15 protein-coding genes are annotated in these 17,734 nt (G+C 66.9%); 12 read left to right on the top strand and 3 right to left on the bottom strand.

Going from position 1 to position 17,734, the window contains the following annotated elements:
* Positions 1 to 6 precede the first annotated feature (6 nt).
* The 5 genes from ACIBCN_RS08025 (at position 7) to ACIBCN_RS08005 (ending at position 5,902) form a co-directional block, all read left to right on the top strand.
* A complete protein-coding gene (locus tag ACIBCN_RS08025; protein ID WP_396990763.1) occupies positions 7 to 642 on the top strand; it encodes a TetR/AcrR family transcriptional regulator in 636 nt (211 codons plus the stop codon).
* Positions 635 to 2,149 (top strand): ArnT family glycosyltransferase, encoded by a 1,515-nt coding sequence (locus tag ACIBCN_RS08020; RefSeq protein ID WP_396990762.1) that lies wholly within the window; start codon positions 635 to 637, stop codon positions 2,147 to 2,149. The genes ACIBCN_RS08025 and ACIBCN_RS08020 overlap by 8 nt, the downstream gene beginning before the upstream one ends.
* 303 nt (positions 2,150 to 2,452) lie before the next feature.
* Positions 2,453 to 3,199, top strand: a complete 747-nt coding sequence (locus ACIBCN_RS08015; RefSeq protein ID WP_396990761.1) for a methyltransferase domain-containing protein — start codon at positions 2,453 to 2,455, stop codon at positions 3,197 to 3,199.
* 100 nt (positions 3,200 to 3,299) lie between these two features.
* The gene (locus ACIBCN_RS08010) at positions 3,300 to 3,740 is read left to right on the top strand and encodes a VOC family protein (protein ID WP_396990760.1); all 441 of its coding nucleotides are present in this window, start codon (positions 3,300 to 3,302) and stop codon (positions 3,738 to 3,740) included.
* Between the two features lie 227 nt (positions 3,741 to 3,967).
* Positions 3,968 to 5,902 (top strand): CocE/NonD family hydrolase, encoded by a 1,935-nt coding sequence (locus ACIBCN_RS08005; RefSeq protein ID WP_396990759.1) that lies wholly within the window; start codon positions 3,968 to 3,970, stop codon positions 5,900 to 5,902.
* A gap of 76 nt (positions 5,903 to 5,978) precedes the next feature.
* Here the strand turns inward: ACIBCN_RS08005 and ACIBCN_RS08000 are convergent, their stop codons facing one another.
* A complete protein-coding gene (locus ACIBCN_RS08000; protein WP_396990758.1) occupies positions 5,979 to 6,707 on the bottom strand; it encodes a peptidylprolyl isomerase in 729 nt (242 codons plus the stop codon).
* 262 nt (positions 6,708 to 6,969) lie between these two features.
* Positions 6,970 to 8,388, bottom strand: a complete 1,419-nt coding sequence (locus tag ACIBCN_RS07995) for a PLP-dependent aminotransferase family protein (RefSeq protein WP_396990757.1) — start codon at positions 8,386 to 8,388, stop codon at positions 6,970 to 6,972.
* A 187-nt stretch (positions 8,389 to 8,575) separates the two neighbouring features.
* On the opposite strand from ACIBCN_RS07995, the gene ACIBCN_RS07990 reads away from it, so the two are divergent.
* The 7 genes from ACIBCN_RS07990 (at position 8,576) to ACIBCN_RS07960 (ending at position 16,145) form a co-directional block, all read left to right on the top strand.
* Positions 8,576 to 9,412 carry a nitrilase-related carbon-nitrogen hydrolase gene (locus ACIBCN_RS07990; RefSeq protein ID WP_396990756.1) on the top strand — a complete coding sequence of 279 codons (837 nt, stop codon included), beginning with the start codon at positions 8,576 to 8,578 and terminating at the stop codon, positions 9,410 to 9,412.
* 16 nt (positions 9,413 to 9,428) lie between these two features.
* A complete protein-coding gene (gene hydA, locus ACIBCN_RS07985; RefSeq protein WP_396990755.1) occupies positions 9,429 to 10,850 on the top strand; it encodes a dihydropyrimidinase in 1,422 nt (473 codons plus the stop codon).
* Positions 10,851 to 10,889: 39 nt separating this feature from the next.
* Positions 10,890 to 11,924, top strand: coding sequence for a TIGR03842 family LLM class F420-dependent oxidoreductase (locus tag ACIBCN_RS07980; protein WP_396990754.1), 1,035 nt, complete (start codon positions 10,890 to 10,892; stop codon positions 11,922 to 11,924).
* A 163-nt stretch (positions 11,925 to 12,087) separates the two neighbouring features.
* Entirely contained in the window at positions 12,088 to 12,969 is an 882-nt protein-coding gene (locus ACIBCN_RS07975) for an ABC transporter permease (RefSeq protein ID WP_396990753.1), read from the top strand.
* Between the two features lie 367 nt (positions 12,970 to 13,336).
* Complete coding sequence (locus ACIBCN_RS07970) at positions 13,337 to 14,233, top strand: ABC transporter ATP-binding protein (RefSeq protein WP_396990752.1); 897 nt, start codon at positions 13,337 to 13,339, stop codon at positions 14,231 to 14,233.
* A complete protein-coding gene (locus tag ACIBCN_RS07965) occupies positions 14,233 to 15,006 on the top strand; it encodes an ABC transporter permease (protein WP_396990751.1) in 774 nt (257 codons plus the stop codon). The genes ACIBCN_RS07970 and ACIBCN_RS07965 overlap by 1 nt, the downstream gene beginning before the upstream one ends.
* A complete protein-coding gene (locus ACIBCN_RS07960; protein ID WP_396990750.1) occupies positions 15,003 to 16,145 on the top strand; it encodes an ABC transporter substrate-binding protein in 1,143 nt (380 codons plus the stop codon). Before ACIBCN_RS07965 ends, ACIBCN_RS07960 begins: the two co-directional genes overlap by 4 nt.
* 18 nt (positions 16,146 to 16,163) lie before the next feature.
* On the opposite strand, the gene ACIBCN_RS07955 is transcribed toward ACIBCN_RS07960, so the two are convergent.
* On the bottom strand, positions 16,164 to 17,645 hold the full coding sequence (locus tag ACIBCN_RS07955) for a bifunctional phosphatase PAP2/diacylglycerol kinase family protein (RefSeq protein WP_396990749.1): 1,482 nt from the start codon (positions 17,643 to 17,645) through the stop codon (positions 16,164 to 16,166).
* Positions 17,646 to 17,734: the final 89 nt, after the last annotated feature.

Below are 17,734 nucleotides of genomic sequence, written 5' to 3'. Positions count from 1 at the left end.
TTGGCCGTGTGGTCAGAAAGTAGTACAGACGGCCAGCAACGGTCGTTCATCGAGGAGGCGCGGCGGCGGCAGATCATCGCGTCGGCGGTGGAGGTGATCTCCGAGGTCGGGTACGGCAATGCGTCGCTGGCGCGCATCGCCAAGCATGCCGGGATCTCCAAGGGGGTCATCTCCTACCACTTCGCCGGTAAAGACGATCTGATGACGCAGCTGGTGATCCAGCTGTACATATCGGGCGCGGAGCACATCGGGCCGAAGGTCGCCGCGGCGATCGGTCCGCGAAACATGTTGCTGGCCTATATCGAATCGAATCTGGCGTTCATCGCCGCGAACACCAACTATGTGGCGGCGCTGATGGACGTGGTGCTGAATCTCCGCGATACCGACGGCAAGCCGAAGTTCGCCTCGGCCGAAGGGGAGCGCGAGATCATCGTGCCGTTGATCGACATCATGCGGGAAGGTCAGCGCGCCGGGGACTTCGGCGAATTCGATCCACTGGTGATGGCGATGTCCATCCGCGACGCGATCGACGGCGCGGCCGGGCGCGCGATACGGGAGCCGGACTTCGATATGGACGGGTACACGGCGCACATGTGCCGTTTGTTCGATTTAGCGACGCGAAAGGTGGGGGAAAATGACTGACACCGCGACAACCCAAGTGCGGCAACCGGATACGACCGAGGAGCAGGCGCCGTTCGCGCTCGTTGGCGTTGGTGCCATCGCGATCGTCTCGGCGATCGCGCTGCTGGCCTCGGCGGGCCGGTACGGATTCTTCGGCGACGAACTGTATTTCATCGCCGCGGGCCGCAGGCTCGCGGTCAGCTACGCCGATCAGGGTCCGCTGTTGCCCGCGATCGCGCGGCTGATGGACTTGATCGCACCGGAATCCATAGTGGCCCAGCGTATTCCAGCGCTACTGGTCACCGTCGCCGCGGTCCTGATCAGCGCGCAGATCGCCAGGGAATTCGGTGGATCACGCAACGCGCAACTGCTGACCGCGACCGCATACGCCACATCGCCTTTCCTACTGGTTCAGGGAACTCAGTTGGCCACCAACACCGTCGACACCGCGCTGTGGGTGCTGATCAGCTGGCTGCTCATCCGCTGGGTGCGCACCCGGCACGACTCGCTGCTGCTGTCGGCGTCCCTGGTCACGGCGCTCGATATGCAGGTCAAATGGCTGATCCCGTTCTTCTGGATCGCGGTCGCCATCGGGGTGGCGATGTACGGCCCGCGCGACCTGTTCCGACGCCCGGCGCTGTGGTTGGGCGGGGTGCTGGTCCTGTGCGTGACGTTGCCGAGCCTGATTTGGCAGGCCTCGCACGACTGGCCGCAGTTGCGCCTCGGCGCGGTGGTCGCCGAGGAACAGGCCACCGTCGGTGGCCGCTACACCTGGCTGCCGCTGGCCCTCGCCGCCGCGGGGCTGCTCGGCGGTGTGCTGCTGATCTACGGAATCGTGGCCCTGTTCCGCTGGGAACCGTTGCGCCAGTACCGATTCCTCGCCCCGCTGCCGCTGCTGCTCGCCGTCGCCTTCATCGCCACCGACGGCAGGGCGTACTACGCCGCAGGCTGCTACGCCGCGTTGTTCGCCGCCGGCGCGGTGCGCTGGACCGAAAAAACGGGCCGGCTACGCACCATCCTCACCGCCACGATGATTGTCATATCCGTTGTGCTCGCGGCATTTACGATGCCCTGGCGACCAGAGTCCTCGATCGAACCCGCGGCGAGCGAGGCCGACGCGGGCCTGTCGATCGGCGTCTACGGCAGATTCGGCTGGCCCGAACTCGCCGCCGCCACGGCAACCGCCTACCATTCACTCCCCGAAGCCGACCGTGCCAACGCCGCCATCATCACCGACTCCTACTGGCAGGCAAGCGCACTCGACGTCTACGGCACCGACCTCCCAGCCATCTACAGCCCCCACCGCGGCTACGGCTACTTCGGCACCCCGCCCGACTCCGCCACCACCATCCTCTGGGTAGGCAACGACGAATCCGACGTCCGCCCCCTATTCGACTCGATAACCCCCATCGGCCACGCCGACACCCGCCTAGGCTTCCCCGGCTCCACCCGCGACGTAACCATCTGGCGCTGCGACAACCCCCGCACCCCCTGGTCCCAAACCTGGCCCAGCCTGCTGAAGCTGTGAACGTCGATTGCCCTAGCCGTGGCGAAACCTGGTGGTTGCTGGGGGGATTCACAGACCCTGCACCTTCCCGCTGAACATCAATCAGCGTGTTGGGCCGGAACCACCGTTAAATCCACAGTCCCCCTGCATACCTCACAGGCACCTGGAGCCTTGTGAGAGGTATGAGGGGTCTGTGACATCGGCCGGTGGCAGGGCGACTATATCCTCACCGCCCTGGACGAATTCGCGGCTGGGATCCGACTGTGCGTGGGTGAAGCGGAAATCGGGTGGCAGCGAGGTGGTCGGCTCTGAGACCCTTCGGGAATGGTCGACAGGGTGTTCAGTGAGGCGCGGTTAGCCGCGGTGTATGACCGGTTCAATCCGTGGGAAGGGCGGGGGGACTTCACATTTTATCTGCCGTTGGTCATGGGGGCGCGGTCTGTGCTCGATGTCGGGTGTGGGACGGGTGAGTTGTTGCGGCGGGCTCGGCGGGACGGTCACTTCGGTCGGTTGTGTGGGGTGGATCCGGCGGCGGGGATGCTGGAAGTCGCACGGGGGCAGGGGGATATCGAGTGGGTGCTCGGGGATGCGGGGGCGGTGCGAGGGTGGGAGCGGCAGTTCGAGTTGGTGGTGATGACCGGGCATGCGTTTCAAGTGCTTGTCGGTGATGCGGAGTTGCGATCGATGTTGGCGGCGGTCGCGTCGGTGTTGACCGACGATGGTCGATTCGCGTTCGAGACGCGGAATCCGCTTGTGCGGGAATGGGAGACGTGGAATCGGCGGTACTCCGAGGTGGTGTCGGATGCGGCGGGGGAGGTGGTGCGGTGCGTGTGTGAGGTTGCCGAACCTGTTGAGGGGGACCTGGTGTCGTTCACGCACACGTTTACCAGTGCGCGGTGGGAGCGGCCCGAGGTCAGTCACAGCACGTTGCGGTTTCTCGACTCGGACGCGCTGGCCGGGTTTTTGTCCGCGGCGGGGTTGGTCGTCGTCGAGCAGTTCGGGGACTGGGATCGGAGTGCGCTGACGGCGGCAAGTCCGGAGATCATCACCGTCGTGCGTCGCGGTGGATGAAGACGGCGACGCGCCGGTGTCCGATTCGTTCAAGACCACGAGTCGGCGTGCGGGTTGACTGGGCCGGTACACAGTCAGCGTCGAGCGGAGGAGTGCCCGCATGAAGGCCCACATCAATGCGATAACCCTGGGCGTGAGCGATCTCGAACGCTCGCTCCGCTTCTATCATGCGGCTCTGGGCCTCTCCTCGCCGGGCATCATCGGCACCGAGTATGTCGCCGATGACGAAAACCCGGGCGGCTCGGCCGCCATGTTCACCCTGGACAACGGGCTCATCCTGTCCCTCTACTCGCGCGCCGACCTCGCAAAGGACGCCGGGCTCCCCGTCGGCCAGGTCGCCGGGTCCCCGATGAGTCTCGGTATATTCGTCGACACCCGCGAGGACGTCGATCGGCTCCTCGACCAGGCCGAGCAAGCCGGGGGCGTCATCGTTCGCCCGCCGCTCGAGCGCCCCTGGGGCATCTACTCCGGCTACTTCGCCGACCCTGACGGCCACCTCTGGGAATTGGTCTACTTCCTGAATGCCCAGCCCCCCGACTAATTTCGGCACACAACCTACGTCAAGACGCCGAAAATACGGGAGTGTGTGCCTGCCAACGGGATTCGGTGGTGGCAGGTGACGGACGGTGAGGGCAACGGGTGTGCGTATTCATGGGACGTTGTTACTGGATCTTGGTAATATCTGGTTCGACAGAGGCGTCGCACTGTACGCGTCGAGTGTCCGATTGCGCCTCTCCTGGGAGGTGTTTCAGCTTGTCTGGTCACGGAATGGGTATAGGTCGTCTGCTCACCGCGGTGTTGTGCGTGGGAGTGCTGGTTGGCGGGTGTACTTCGAGCTCCGATACGAATACCGCGTCTAGTACGCAGGCCCCGGCGCCGGGGCAGGCGGGGGCCTGGCCGCCGAGCGCAGGGCGGGGGAAGTGCGAGGTCGATAAACAGACCGACGTGCCTGCGGCCATGCGGGATGGGACGGTGTTGCGGGCCGATGTGTATCGGCCCAAGACCAGCGATCCGGTTCCGGTTATTCTGATGCGCACGCAGTACGGGAAAACGGCCGCGCAGATCCAACCTTCGCGCTATCAGACCCCGGACTGGTTTGCCTCGCAGTGCTATCTCGTTGTGATTCAAGATATTCGGGGGCTCGGCAAGTCGGACGGCGTGTTCACCGAGTTCGACAACGACATGCGTGACGGCTACGACAGCGTCGAGTGGGCTGCCCAATTGCCCGGCACGAACGGCAAAGTGGGCATGTACGGCTCGTCCTACATCGGCGCGACCCAGTGGCTCGCCGCGGTAGAGACCCCGCCGCATCTGGTCGCTATTGTCCCGGCCAACACCGCCTCCGACTACTACGACGGCTGGACCTATGAGGGCGGCCAATTCCGGCTCGGCTTCGTCGAACCGTGGGCGGTGGGCACGATCGGGCTGGAAGCGGCCCAGCAGCGCAACGACACCGCCGCGGTGAACCAGATCCAGGCGGCCACGCAGAACGCCACCCAGTGGATGAATTTCCGTCCGTACAAGGACTTTCCGCCGTTGCAGCCGAGTAACCCCGCCGTCGCGCCGTGGTACTTCGACTGGATCCGCAACTCGACCTACAACGACTCCTGGAAGAACCGGAGCATTCGCGAGCGCTACCAGAACGTGAAGGTGCCGGTGCTCGACATGGAGGGCTGGTACGACGCGTTCCTTGCGGGCGGCATCGAGAATTTCACCGGCATGGTCGACAAGGGCGGCACGCCGGAGGCGCGGCAGAACCAGCGGCTGGTGATCGGCCCGTGGGACCACCTCGGCTGGGGACGGCCGACCTCGACCATCGCCCCCCGGCTCGATCAGCTGGGGCCGGTCGGCAACAGCCCGATCAACGAGCTGATGCTGGCCTGGTACGACCACTTTCTCAAGGGCGTGGACAACGGCGTCGCGGGCACGCCGCGGGTCGACTACTTCGTGATGGGCGCCAACCGGTGGAAGTCGGCACCCAGCTGGCCGCTGCCGCAAACCCAGTGGGAGACTTACTATTTGAACGGTAGCGGCGCGAGTGGCGCCGCCGGTCGCACCGGCAAGCTGGTCGAGCAGGCACCCACCGGTCCGGCCGATGCGGACCACTACCTTTATGACCCGACCGATCCGGCACCGAGCGTCGGCGGTCATTCCTGCTGCGGCGTCGGCACGGGTCCGCAGGGACCGTTCGATCAGGCCGCCGTCGAACAGCGATCGGACGTCCTCACCTACGACACCGAACCGCTCAGCGCCGACACCGAACTCACCGGCCCGACCACGGTGAAACTGTGGGCCTCCTCGACCGCGCCCGACACCGACTTCGTCGCCCGCCTGGAAGTCCTTGCGCCGGACGGGTCCTCGGTCAACCTCAACAACGGCATCATCCGCGCCGCGTTCCGCGACTCGCTCACCAACCCCACGCCGATCGTGCCCGGCCAGCCCTACCAGTTCACCATCAAGATCTGGCCGACCAGCTACCAGTTCAAGAAGGGCGATCGCATCCGAATCGCGGTGTCCAGCAGCGACTATCCGCAATACGCGCCGAACCCGAACACCGGCGAACCGTTCGGCGAGAGCACCCGCACCGAACAAGCCACCCAAACCATCTACAAGGACCCCGAGCACCCGTCCTCGGTTACCGTCCCCTTGATTCCGGCCGGCAACGAGGGCGCCACGAAGTTCGATCTCACCCCGCACAAATAGGAATCGAGTGCGCCACTCGATCTCGTGACACGACAATGGCGGCGTCGAGGGGACGCCGCCATTGCCTCGGGGGGTGTTAGTTCTTGAAGGTTTCGACCTTGTTGAGCACTACGTCGTCGCGCGGGGCGCCGTCGGGGCTGCCGTCCCGGGTGCCCGCGAGGGCGACGGACTGGAGGACGTCGAGTCCGCCGGTGATGCGCCCGAACGGGGTGTAGCTCGGCGGCAGCGGGCTGTCCTTGTAGACCAGGAAGAACTGGCTGCCGTTGGTATTCGGGCCCGAGTTCGCCATCGCGACGGTGCCCGCCGGGTAGGTGGCGCCCGCCAGGTTCTCGTCGGCGATCTGGTAGCCGGGGCCGCCGGTGCCGGTGGCCGTGGGATCACCGCACTGCAGGACAAAGATGCCGTTGGTGGTGATGCGGTGGCACTTGGTGTGGTTGAAGTACTGCTCGTTGGACAGGAAAGCGAACGAGTTGACCGTCTGCGGCGCCCGCGCGTCCAGCGCGATATCGATTGCCCCGCAGGTGGTGTCGAGCCTCGCCGAGTAGGTGGCGCCGGGCTCGGTGGCCGCGCCGGGTGCCGGGTAGTTGTTGCGGGCGGTCACCGCGCCTTCTTCGGGCGCATTGCACTGTGCGGGCTGCTGGGTGCGCACGCTGAAGGTGTTCGCTGAAACACCGCCGGACGCGAACGCCGCGAGCGCCGCGGCGACCGCCGCGACACCGACCACGCGTAGCACTCCGCGCGGCACCCCGAATCGCCACCCACGTTTGCTGTCGCCGAACTGCCGCCCCTGCACTTCGCTGCTCACCGCTAGGAATCTCCTTCATTCGGATTGCGCACCGGCTGATGCCGTGCCGAATCATTCCATCTCTCCGCCGTGCGCGTACCGGGACCGCCTGGATCACTCTGAAATCCGCACATTGGCAGGTAAACAGGGGTACTTCGCATAACTCACGGGTTCTTCGGTCCCACGATAGATGTCTGTGGGCTATCGAATGCGGCAGAACAGCGCTGCCGCCTCGGCCACAGATGTCTTTGGGCTATGGGGTAAAGCGGCGAAGTACGCGATGTCACAGTCCGGCGCGACGGATGCGGCGATAGGTGGGGACGGCGACGGTGGCGGCCGCGAGTTCGGTAGCGAGCCAGTCGAGATCGTGGTCGGTGAGGGGCGAGATGGTGATGCGGAGGTGGTCGGTGGGCGGGTGATCGCCGACCACGAACGGTCCACCGGGAGCGGCCTTGATGCCCGCGGCGGCGAGGGAGATCATGGCGGCGTTCTCGTCGGCGACGGGGAGCCACAGGTTGATGCCGTCGCCGCGCGGGACGGTGACGCCACGGCGGGCCAGGGCGCGGCGAAGTTCGGCTGAGCGCCTGCGGTATTCGGCGCGGGCGGTGGTGACGGCATGGCTGGCGGTTTCGTCATCGAGCATGCTCAGCAGCACGCGCTGCAGCAGCCGGCTGGTCCAGCCCGCGCCGAGCATGCGGCGTTCGATGACCGGGTCGAGGAGCTCGGCGGCGCCGCCCGCGACGGCGAGGCGCAGGTCGGCACCGTGGGATTTGGAGTACGAGCGGATGTGCACGGTGCGGCCGGGCAGGCGGCTGCCGAGGGAACGCAGTGGGGCGGCGGCGATTCCGGCGGAGTGGTCGTCCTCGATGACGAGAGTGCCCGCGTCGAGCAGGATGTCGGACAGTTCGCGGACGCGGCGGGCGGTGAGGGAGACGCCGGTGGGGTTCTGGCCGCGCGGCTGCAGGATGAGCGCGGTGGCGCCGTGTTCGGTGATGGCGCGCGCGAGTTCGGCTGGCAGCACACCGGATTCGTCCATCCGAACCGGGATGGGCCGGGCGCCGAGGCCCGCGAGCAGATCGAGAAACGGTGGGAAACAAGGATCTTCGACCGCCACCGCGTCGCCGAGCCGCACGTGCGCCGACAAAAGCCGGTCGACGGCATCCAGCGCGCCGTCGAGAACGGCAACCCGTTCGGCGCGAAACGGCCAGTCGGCCCGGACTTTGGCGGCCAGCTCCGGCAACACCGCCTCGCCGAGATAGTCGGCGGCGAGGTCACTGCCCCCGTCCCGGGTGAGGTCGCGCAACGCCGCCCCGAGATCGGGCAGCAACTCGGGATCGGGCGTACCACGGGAGAGATCGATCCGAAAATTGCTGTAGGACGGCGGATGCAGCCGTTGATAACGACCGACGCCGGTACCTGATCTGCTGGCGACGGCCGCACCGACAAACGTCCCCGCCCGCCCACGCGCCACGATCACCCCCGCCGCCGCAAGCGCCCGCCAAGCCTGGTTCACCGTCGCGGGCGAGACCTTCAACTCCCGAGCGACTTCCCGAACAGTCGGCAGCCTGGACCCCGGCGTCAACGCCCCCGAACGAATCTGCCTGCTCACCGCCGCCGCAATACCCGCCGGCGTCCGATCACCCAACTCCGCAATGAACTGACCCGCCCCGTTCACAGCCGCCGCCGTCGGCTCACTCGTCACACCCTCACCCCGCCCCACCCCCTGGCGGCGGCCATGGGCGCTGTGCCTCCGATTCGCTCGCTCACACCGTCATTCTGCGTCGGGTGTGGCGGCGGAACTACGACCAGAATCAAGGTTTACGGCTACGAAACTGTTTCCGCAATCTTGTAACACAACCGAATTGGTTCGGAGTGAAGTATAACAAAGCATGGGAATCGTTCGAGCCGCGCTCGTCCAGACGAACTGGACCGGCGACAAAGAGTCCATGATCAAAGCGCACGAGGATTACGCCCGTCAGGCGGCCGCGCAGGGCGCGAAGGTGATCTGCTTCCAGGAGCTGTTCTACGGCCCGTACTTCTGCCAGTTGCAGGACGCGAAGTTCTACGAGTACGCGGAGTCGGTGCCGGGTCCGACGACGGACCGATTCGCCGCGCTGGCAAAGGAATTGGGCATGGTGATGGTCCTGCCGGTGTACGAGCAGGAGCAGCCTGGCCTGCTCTACAACACCGCGGCGGTGATCGACGCCGACGGCAGCTACCTCGGTAAGTACCGTAAGCACCACATTCCGCACGTCAACGGCTTCTGGGAGAAATTTTACTTCCGGCCGGGCAATGTGGGCTGGCCGGTGTTCGATACCGCGGTCGGCAAGGTCGGCGTCTATATCTGTTACGACCGGCATTTCCCGGAGGGCTGGCGCGCGCTCGGCCTGGCCGGCGCGGAAATCGTGTTCAACCCGTCCGCGACCTCGCGCGGCCTGTCGGGTTACCTGTGGAAGTTGGAGCAGCCCGCGTCCGCGGTGGCCAACGAGTACTACATCGGCGCGATCAACCGGGTCGGCATCGAGGAGTACGGCGACGACGACTTCTACGGCACCAGCTACTTCGTCGACCCCGAGGGCAAGTTCGTCGGCGAGGTCGCCTCGGACACCGATCCCGAACTGGTGATCCGCGACCTGGACCTGGATCTGATCAAAACGGTGCGTGACCGGTGGGCCTTCTATCGAGACCGCCGACCGGACGCCTATGGCCCGCTGGTGGCTCCCTGAGGCCGGCGGCGATCACATGACACTGACATTCATCCATGGCGGCACGGTGGTCTCGGCCACCGGATCGCAACTGCTCGACGTGCTGGTGGACGGCGAAACCATTGTCGCCGTAGTGCAACCCGGCTCCACCGCCCTCGGCGCCGACCTCACCGCCGCCGCCGAGGTGGCCATCGACGCCACCGGGAAATACGTGATTCCCGGTGGGGTGGACGGACATACGCACATGCAGATGCCGTTCGGCGGCACCGAGGCGTCCGACACCTTCGAGACCGGCACCCGCGCCGCCGCGTGGGGTGGCACCACGACGATCGTCGACTTCGTGGTCCAGACGCCGGGGGAGCGGCTGCAGGACACGCTCGGCGCGTGGCATCAGAAGGCTGCCGGCAAGTGCGCGATCGACTACGGCTTCCACCAGATTATCGGTGAGGTCAACGACGAATCCCTCAAGAGCATGAGCGAATTGGTGTCCGAGGGCGTCACCAGCTTCAAGCTGTTCATGGCCTATCCTGGCGTCTTCTACTCCACCGACGGCCAGATCCTGCGCGCCATGCAGTCGGCGGGCGATCTCGGCGCGCTGCTGATGATGCACGCGGAGAACGGGATCGCCATCGACGTGCTGGTCGAGCAGTCCATCGCGCGCGGCGACACCGCCCCCTACTTCCACGGCACCAGTCGTCCGTGGCAAATGGAGGAGGAAGCCACCCATCGCGCGATCATGTTGGCGCAGTTGACCGGTGCGCCGCTGTACGTGGTGCATGTATCGGCGAAGCAGGCGCTGGAACAGATCGCGACCGCACGGGGTAACGGCCAGAACGTCTTCGGCGAAACCTGCCCGCAATATCTGTATCTCTCACTCGAAGAACAGTTGGGCGCACCGGGTTTCGAGGGCGCCAAGTGGGTGTGCTCGACGCCGCTGCGGTCCAGGGCCGAGGGGCATCAGGACGAGCTGTGGCGTTACCTGCGCACCGGCGACGTGACGACGGTCAGCACCGACCACTGCCCGTTCTGCATGAAGGACCAGAAAGAGATGGGCATCGGCGATTTCAGCAAGATCCCGAACGGGATCGGCGGCGTCGAGCATCGGATGGACCTGATGTTCCAGGGCGTCAAAAGCGGCCAGATCTCGCTCGAACGCTGGGTCGAGGTCTGCTGCACCACGCCGGCCAGAATGTTCGGCATGTACCCGCGCAAGGGCGTGATCAGTCCCGGCGCGGACGCCGACATCGTGATCTACGACCCCAACGGGCACACCAGCATCGGCCTCGGCAAGACCCATCACATGAACATGGACTACTCGGCCTACGAGGGCTTCGAGATCGACGGCCACGTCGACACCGTGCTCTCCCGCGGCCGGGTGGTCATCGACAACGGCGCGTACCTGGGCAGCGCGGGGCACGGCCGGTTCGTCAAACGTGAACTGTCGCAGAACCTGATCTGACAGCGCAGCTGTCGCCGACTTCGAAACGGAGAGTGCCGCATGGACATCGGTGTGGTGCTGCAATGCACACCCCCCGCCTCCCGGGTGGTCGAACTGGCCAGACAGGCCGAGACCCACGGGTTCTCGCATGTCTGGACGTTCGACTCGCACCTGCTGTGGCAGGAGCCGTACGTCATCTACAGCCAGATCCTCGCCGCCACCAGGAAAGTCGTGGTCGGTCCGATGGTGACCAACCCGGCCACCAGGGACTGGACGGTGACCGCGTCCACCTTCGCCACGCTGAACGACATGTTCGGCAATCGCACCGTCTGCGGCATCGGCCGCGGCGATTCGGCGGTCCGCACGCTCGGCGGTAAGCCGACCACCCTCGCGACCCTGCGCGAATCCATCGAGGTGATCCGGGAACTCGGCAACGGCCGCAGCGCCCGCGTCGGTGACACCATCGTGCGGTTCCCCTGGGCCGCCGCCTCCCGGCTGGAGGTCTGGATGGCCGGGTACGGGCCGCGCGCACTGGATCTCACCGGCGAGGTCGCCGACGGGTTCATCCTGCAGCTGGCCGACCCGGACATCACCGCGTGGACCATCGCTCGGGTGCGGGCCGCGGCCGAGCGTGCGGGGCGCGACCCAGGCGCGGTGAAGATCTGTGTCGCCGCACCGGCTTACGTCACCGACGGGTCCGACGCGGCGCTGACGCACGCCCGCGAACAGTGCCGCTGGTTCGGCGGCATGGTCGGCAACCACGTGGCCGACATCGTCGCGAAATACGGTGCGGGCAGCGATGTTCCGGCAGCGCTCCCCGAGTATATCGCGGGCAGACAGGGTTACGACTACAACCAGCACGGCCGCGCGGGCAACACACACGCCGACTTCGTGCCCGACACCATCGTGGACCGCTTCTGCCTGCTCGGCACGCCCGACGACCAGCTGACCCGGCTGCGTGAGCTGGAAAAGCTCGGGGTCGATCAGTTCGCGGTCTACCTGCAACACGACGCGAAGACCGCGACGCTCGAGGCGTACGGCGAGTCGGTGCTGCCCAGGCTGGCCCACCCCGTCACCGCGACGGAAGGCGCCTGATGGCGACACGCGCTGGCCGGTCGGCGGCGTCGCGTGCGCTGATCGAGGCGCCACAGCTCCCCCCGCGCACGAATTGTTCCGCTGCGCGTGGAATCGCTGGCAAGTTCGTGCGCGGCTCGCGAAAAGGTGCGCGGCTGGTGTTCTTGGTGTCTTTGGTGGGCGGATGAGATTGCGGACGGCCCGCCTGGTCTATGCGGTGACCGTGCTGGTGCTGGTGCTGGCGCTCTGGGAGTTGGTGAAACTCGTTGTGCCGGAACGTGGTGTGAGCATCGGTGACCAGCGAATCCTGCCGCGCACCGGAGACGGCGCGCTGCCACACGTGTGGTCAGTGGTGACGGTGCTCGGCGAGCGGGACAACTCCGGCACGGTCGGCGAAACCTTGCTCCGGACAGCGGGATTCACCTTCGGACTCGCCATGCTCGCGCTGCTCATCGGCACCGTGGTCGGGGTCGCGCTGGCCATCCTCATGCAGCGTTTCGCCTGGGTCGAACGCGGACTTCTGCCCTATATCATTGTCTCGCAAACGGTTCCGTTGATCGCGCTGGCCCCGCTAGTGGCCGGGTGGGGCGGCAAGATCGTGATCGCGGGCGAGCCGTGGCGGCCGTGGATGAGCATCGCGGTGATCGCCTCGTACCTGGCGTTCTTCCCGGTGGCGGTCGGCATGCTGCGCGGGTTGCAGGCGCCGTCGAAGGCGTCGATCGAACTGCTGCACAGCTATTCGGCCAGCTGGTGGGAAACGTTGGTGCACTTGCGGTTTCCCGCCGCCGTCCCGCACTTCCTGCCCGCCTTACGATTGGCTGCCGCGGCCTCGGTGATCGGCGCGGTGGTCGCGGAGATCTCCACCGGCACCGCCGGCGGAATCGGCAGGCAGATCATCGTTTTCGCCCAGCAGGCCACCGGCGACGCGTCCAGGCTCTACGCTGCGGTGCTGGCCGCCGCCATGCTCGGCGTCGCGGTCACGGCGGTGGTCGGCCTCGCCGAATTGGCGCTGCGGCGCTATAGCCGTCCTGCCGGTTCCGCTGGTGCGTCGAGGGGCGACCGATGATCGCGCGTCGGTCGGTCGTAGATCGCGGAGCAGTTGCTGTGCTTCGCTGGGGCTCGATGCGGGAGCGCTGCGGCTTGGTGCGGGAGCGTTGCGGCCTAGAGTCAGACCGCTATGGCCTGGGGGCGAGGGTGCTGTGGCTAGGTGCGCGACCGCAACGGTCCGATGCGAGGGCGTTACGGACCGGCGCGAGACCGCTACGGGCAGTGCCGATTTCGACTACGCACATCAGCGCACCGATGATCGGCCGGTGCGATGCGTCCGCCGACAGAAGTCCGATGGCCGTGCGCGCCGGGACCGTCGAACTCGGACCCGCGTATCGCTATGACCGTCCGCGCATTCGGGCGGACTGCTTTCCAGGAGGTATCCGTTGACCGCCAAAGCACGACCGGCCGCCGCCACGGCGACGTCAGCGCCGGATTCGGCGGCGCAGGTGGGTGTCGTCGACCTCGCCGAGCCGGCCGCCGAGCGCATCGCCGCGGTGCGGCTCGCGGACGTGGGCAAGATCTACGCTGCCGGTTCGGTCACCGCACTGGCCGATGTCTCGCTGACCGTCGCCGCGGGCGAATTCGTCTCGCTCATTGGCCCTTCCGGCTGCGGCAAGTCGACTCTGCTTCGCATCATCGCCGACCTGGAACAGCCGACCGGGGGCACCGTCACGGTGCACGGCAAGACCGCCAGGCAGGCGCGGATCGACCAGGACTACGGCATCGCGTTCCAGCAGTCCGGACTGCTGGATTGGCGCACCGTGCAGGCGAATGTCGAACTGCCCCTGGAACTGCACAAGGTGCCGAAGAGCGAACGGCGCTCGCGCAGTGCGGAACTGCTCGAGATGGCGGGACTGACCGACTTCGCCAAGCGCTATCCCGCCGAACTGTCCGGCGGCATGCAGCAGCGGGTCGCGATCGTCCGGGCGTTAGCACCCAAGCCGTCCCTGTTGCTGATGGACGAGCCCTTCGGCGCGCTCGACGAGATGACGCGGGAGCGGATGCAGGGGGAGCTGCTGCGGATCGCGGGGGAGACCGAGGCCGCCGTGGTCTTTGTGACGCACTCGATTCCGGAGGCGGTGTTCCTGTCCGACCGGGTGGTGGTTATGTCGCCGCGGCCGGGCCGCATCACCGAGATCGTGCCGACCGGCGGCTGGGGCAGGCGCGACGCTGCCGCAGCGGGCGACGATATTCGTTCCAGCCCAGCATTTTTCGAGGCGGTGGCGGCCGTACGTGCGGCGCTGCGCGGTGGCCACGGCGACACCGGCGGGTCGATGTGATGACCGCATCGTGGAAAACGGTGTTGCCGCCGTTGCTGTTCGGCGTCGGCGGACTCGCGCTGTGGCAGTTGCTGACCGTCGTGGCCGGGGTGCCGTCGTTCCTGCTCCCCGCGCCCACCGCGATCGCAAGCGAATTCACCGAGAACTTCGGCCGCATCGCCGACGCCGCGACCGCCACCGGAACCAACGCGTTCATTGGCCTGGTGGTCGGCGCGGTGCTCGGTATCGTGGCCGCGATGCTGGCCGTCCGGTTCCATCTGGTCGAGGGATTGCTGACGCCGCTGTCCGCCGCCGCGGCCGCCGTGCCGATCGTTGCCCTTGCGCCCCTGCTGAATTCGATGTATTCGACCACCACGGACGCGCCACGCCGGATGGTCGTCACCATCGTGGTGTTCTTCCCGATGTTCGTCAGCACGGCCAGGGGCCTGCGCCAGGTCCCGCAGGTCCACACGGACCTGATGGCGTCGTACGCGGCGGGTGGCTGGCAGCTCACCCGCGTCGTCCGGCTGCCCGCGGCGCTGCCGTACCTGTTCACCGGGCTGCGCATCGCCGCACCTGGCGCGGTGATCGCGGCCATCATCGCCGAATACTTCGGCGGGCTGCAGAACGGCCTCGGCAGCCGTATCACCTCCGCCGCCGCCAATACCGCCTACCCCAGGGCGTGGGCCTACGTGGCGGGCGCCGTGCTTGTCGGCCTGATCTTCCTGGCCGCCGTCCTACTCCTCGAACAGCTCACTCGTAGACCCCGCAGCACCCTCTGGAGATCTAGATGACACAGTCCACCAAGCGATTCCGTACCTGTCTGGCGCTCGCCGCGCTGGTCGCGGCCGCGCTCACCGGTTGCAGCACCACCGACAGCGGCTCGGGCACCACCGCCGACGGGCTCACCAAGGTGCGCCTGCAACTGCAGTGGTTCAAACAGGGACAGTTCGCGGGCTACCTGGCCGCGGTCGACCAGGGTTACTACAAGGATCAGGGCTTGTCCGTCGAAATCCTCGACGGCGGAACGGATATCGTCCCGCAGACGGTGCTCGCGCAGGGACAGGCCGACTACGCCATCGCCTGGGTGCCGAAGGCGCTGGCCTCCCGCGAGGCGGGCGCGGGCATCACCGACGTGGCACAGATCTTCCAGCGCTCCGGCACCAAACAGGTGTCGTTCAAATCGGAGAACATCGCCAACGCGGCCGCGCTGCGCGGCAAGACCGTCGGAAACTGGGGCTACGGCAATGAATTCGAACTCTTCGCGGGCATGACGAAGGCGGGCATCGACCCGGCCAGGGACGTCAAGCTGGTGCAGCAGCAGTTCGACATGAACGCCTTCCTCGCCAAGGACATCGCCGCCGCCCAGGCCATGTCGTACAACGAGTACGCCCAGCTGCTGGAAACCAAGAACCCGGCAACCGGAAAGTTGTACACCGCAGACGATTTCGCGACCATCGATTGGAACCGCGAGGGCGTCGCCATGTTGCAGGACGCCATCTGGGCCAACACCGAGAAGCTGAAAGACGCCAAATACCAAGACCAGACGGTGAAGTTCATCGCGGCCTCGCTGAAGGGCTGGGTCTTCTGCCGCGACCACCTGGACAAGTGCCGCGACATCACCGTCGCCGCGGGCAGCACGCTCGGCGCGTCGCATCAGCAGTGGCAGATCAACGAGGTGAACAAGCTGATCTGGCCCTCGCCCGCGGGCATCGGCATGGTCGACAGCGCGGCCTGGGCGCGGACCGTGCAGATCGCCAAGGACACCAAGAACCAAGAGGGTGCAACGGTTCTGAAGAAGAATCCCGACGCGACCGCTTACACCAGCGATTACGTCATGAAGGCGCTGGAGCTGCTGATGGCCGCCGGTGTCGATGTGACCGGCCCGGGATACGCGCCGCAGCAGGTCACGCTGACCGAAGGGGGCAAGTGATCGCCGCGCAAACCGGTGTCACTCGTCGTCGTCCGGCAGCTCCCGGAACACGGCCAGCGCGGCCGGTTGGCTGGCGAAGTCCAAATGCTGTGCCGTGTGGTTGACCTCGCCGTCGGTGGCCAGTGAGACCCGGGCGCCGTCGACCTGAACGTCGAGGTGGTCGACGCGTCGGTGCACGTAGGTATCGGAGCGATTCAGCGTTCCGGTGAAGGTCGCGAAGATCAGGCGGAGGCGGGAAAAGCGAAGGTCCGCACGGAGATACCGGACGTCGAGGGTGCCGTCGTGCATGCGGGGACGCGACATCGGGATCTGGTCGGCCGGGTCGTACGCGCCGTTGCCGAGGAACAGCATCCAGAGGGCGCTGCGTTCGCCGTCGATCGTGGCGTGCAGTGGTTGCGCGCGAAACAGCACGCACAGCATGGCGATTCCGGCCGCGGGCCACTTGCCGATCCGTCGTTCCCACCGTTCGCGTAGACGGACGAAGTCGGGGTAGCCGCCGAGGCTCGCGGTATTGATGAAGGTGCGTTCCTCGGCGTCGTCCAACCGCACCCGGGCGGTGTCGGTGAGTACCAGCTGACCCGAATCGAGTGCGGCGAGGGTGGTTACGGGATTCTCCACGCCGATGTCGCGCGCGAAGTGGTTGAGCGTCCCGCCGGCGAATACCGCCAACGGAAGGTTGTGTCGCACAGCGGCTTCCGCCACGGTCGACACCGTACCGTCGCCGCCGAGCACGCCGAGCGCGGCGATATCGTCGCGCCGCACCCGCGCATCGATCTCCGCGACCAGGTCGATGTCGCCGTCGAGCTCGATGATCTGCGCCGCGGGCAACCGATCGCGCAACAACTGCGCCAGTTCGCCGCCGTCGTCGGTGCCCGAGGACGGGTTGACCACGAACAGCAGCCCGCGCCCCTCGGGCAGCGGCTCGATGCGCTTCGCCGCACCCAGCGTGGCGGGTTCGTCGGCGCGCACCGCCCACCAGCGCCGGGTCGCCAGCGCGACCCCGGAGCCGAGCGCCGCGCCGACCACCACGTCGGAGGGCCAGTGCACGCCGATATGCACCCGCGAATAGGCGACCGCGACCGCGAGCGGCGCGAGCACCGCGGCCGTCCCTGGCGACTCCAACGCCACCGCGGTGGTGAACGCCGCCGCCGACGCGGCATGGCCGGACGGGAACGAGGAGGACACCGGCGGTTTGACCAGCCGCCGCAGCAGCGGCACCGCCTCCACCGGCGGCCGTCGCCGCGGGAACAACGGCTTGGCGACACCGTTGGCCAGGCCGCTCGCCAGGCTCACCGCCGCGAGACCGCGCACCGCGCCGCGGCGCTGCGCCCGGCCGCCCGCCACGAAGAGCCCGGCGGCGATCGCCATCCAGAGGCGACTGTGGTTGGCGCTCATGCTGAGGGAACGCAGGGCGTGGTCGGCGGGTGTCGGTCGCAAACGCGCGGTGCGCTGCACGAGGCGGCGATCCAGGGCGTTGATCCGGTTCAGTCGTTTACGCATCGAATCGAGCTTATCCAGCAAAACCGCCGTCAAACGGTGCCGCCGCGCCCATGTCGGCAGCGGCACACCGGCGGCTCGGTACCCTGCTT

The sequence above is a fragment of the Nocardia sp. NPDC051052 genome (assembly GCF_044456045.1).
GTDB lineage: Bacteria > Actinomycetota > Actinomycetes > Mycobacteriales > Mycobacteriaceae > Nocardia.
The sequence above is the reverse complement of the archived record's forward strand: the minus strand, read 5'-3'. Positions and strand labels throughout refer to the sequence as shown.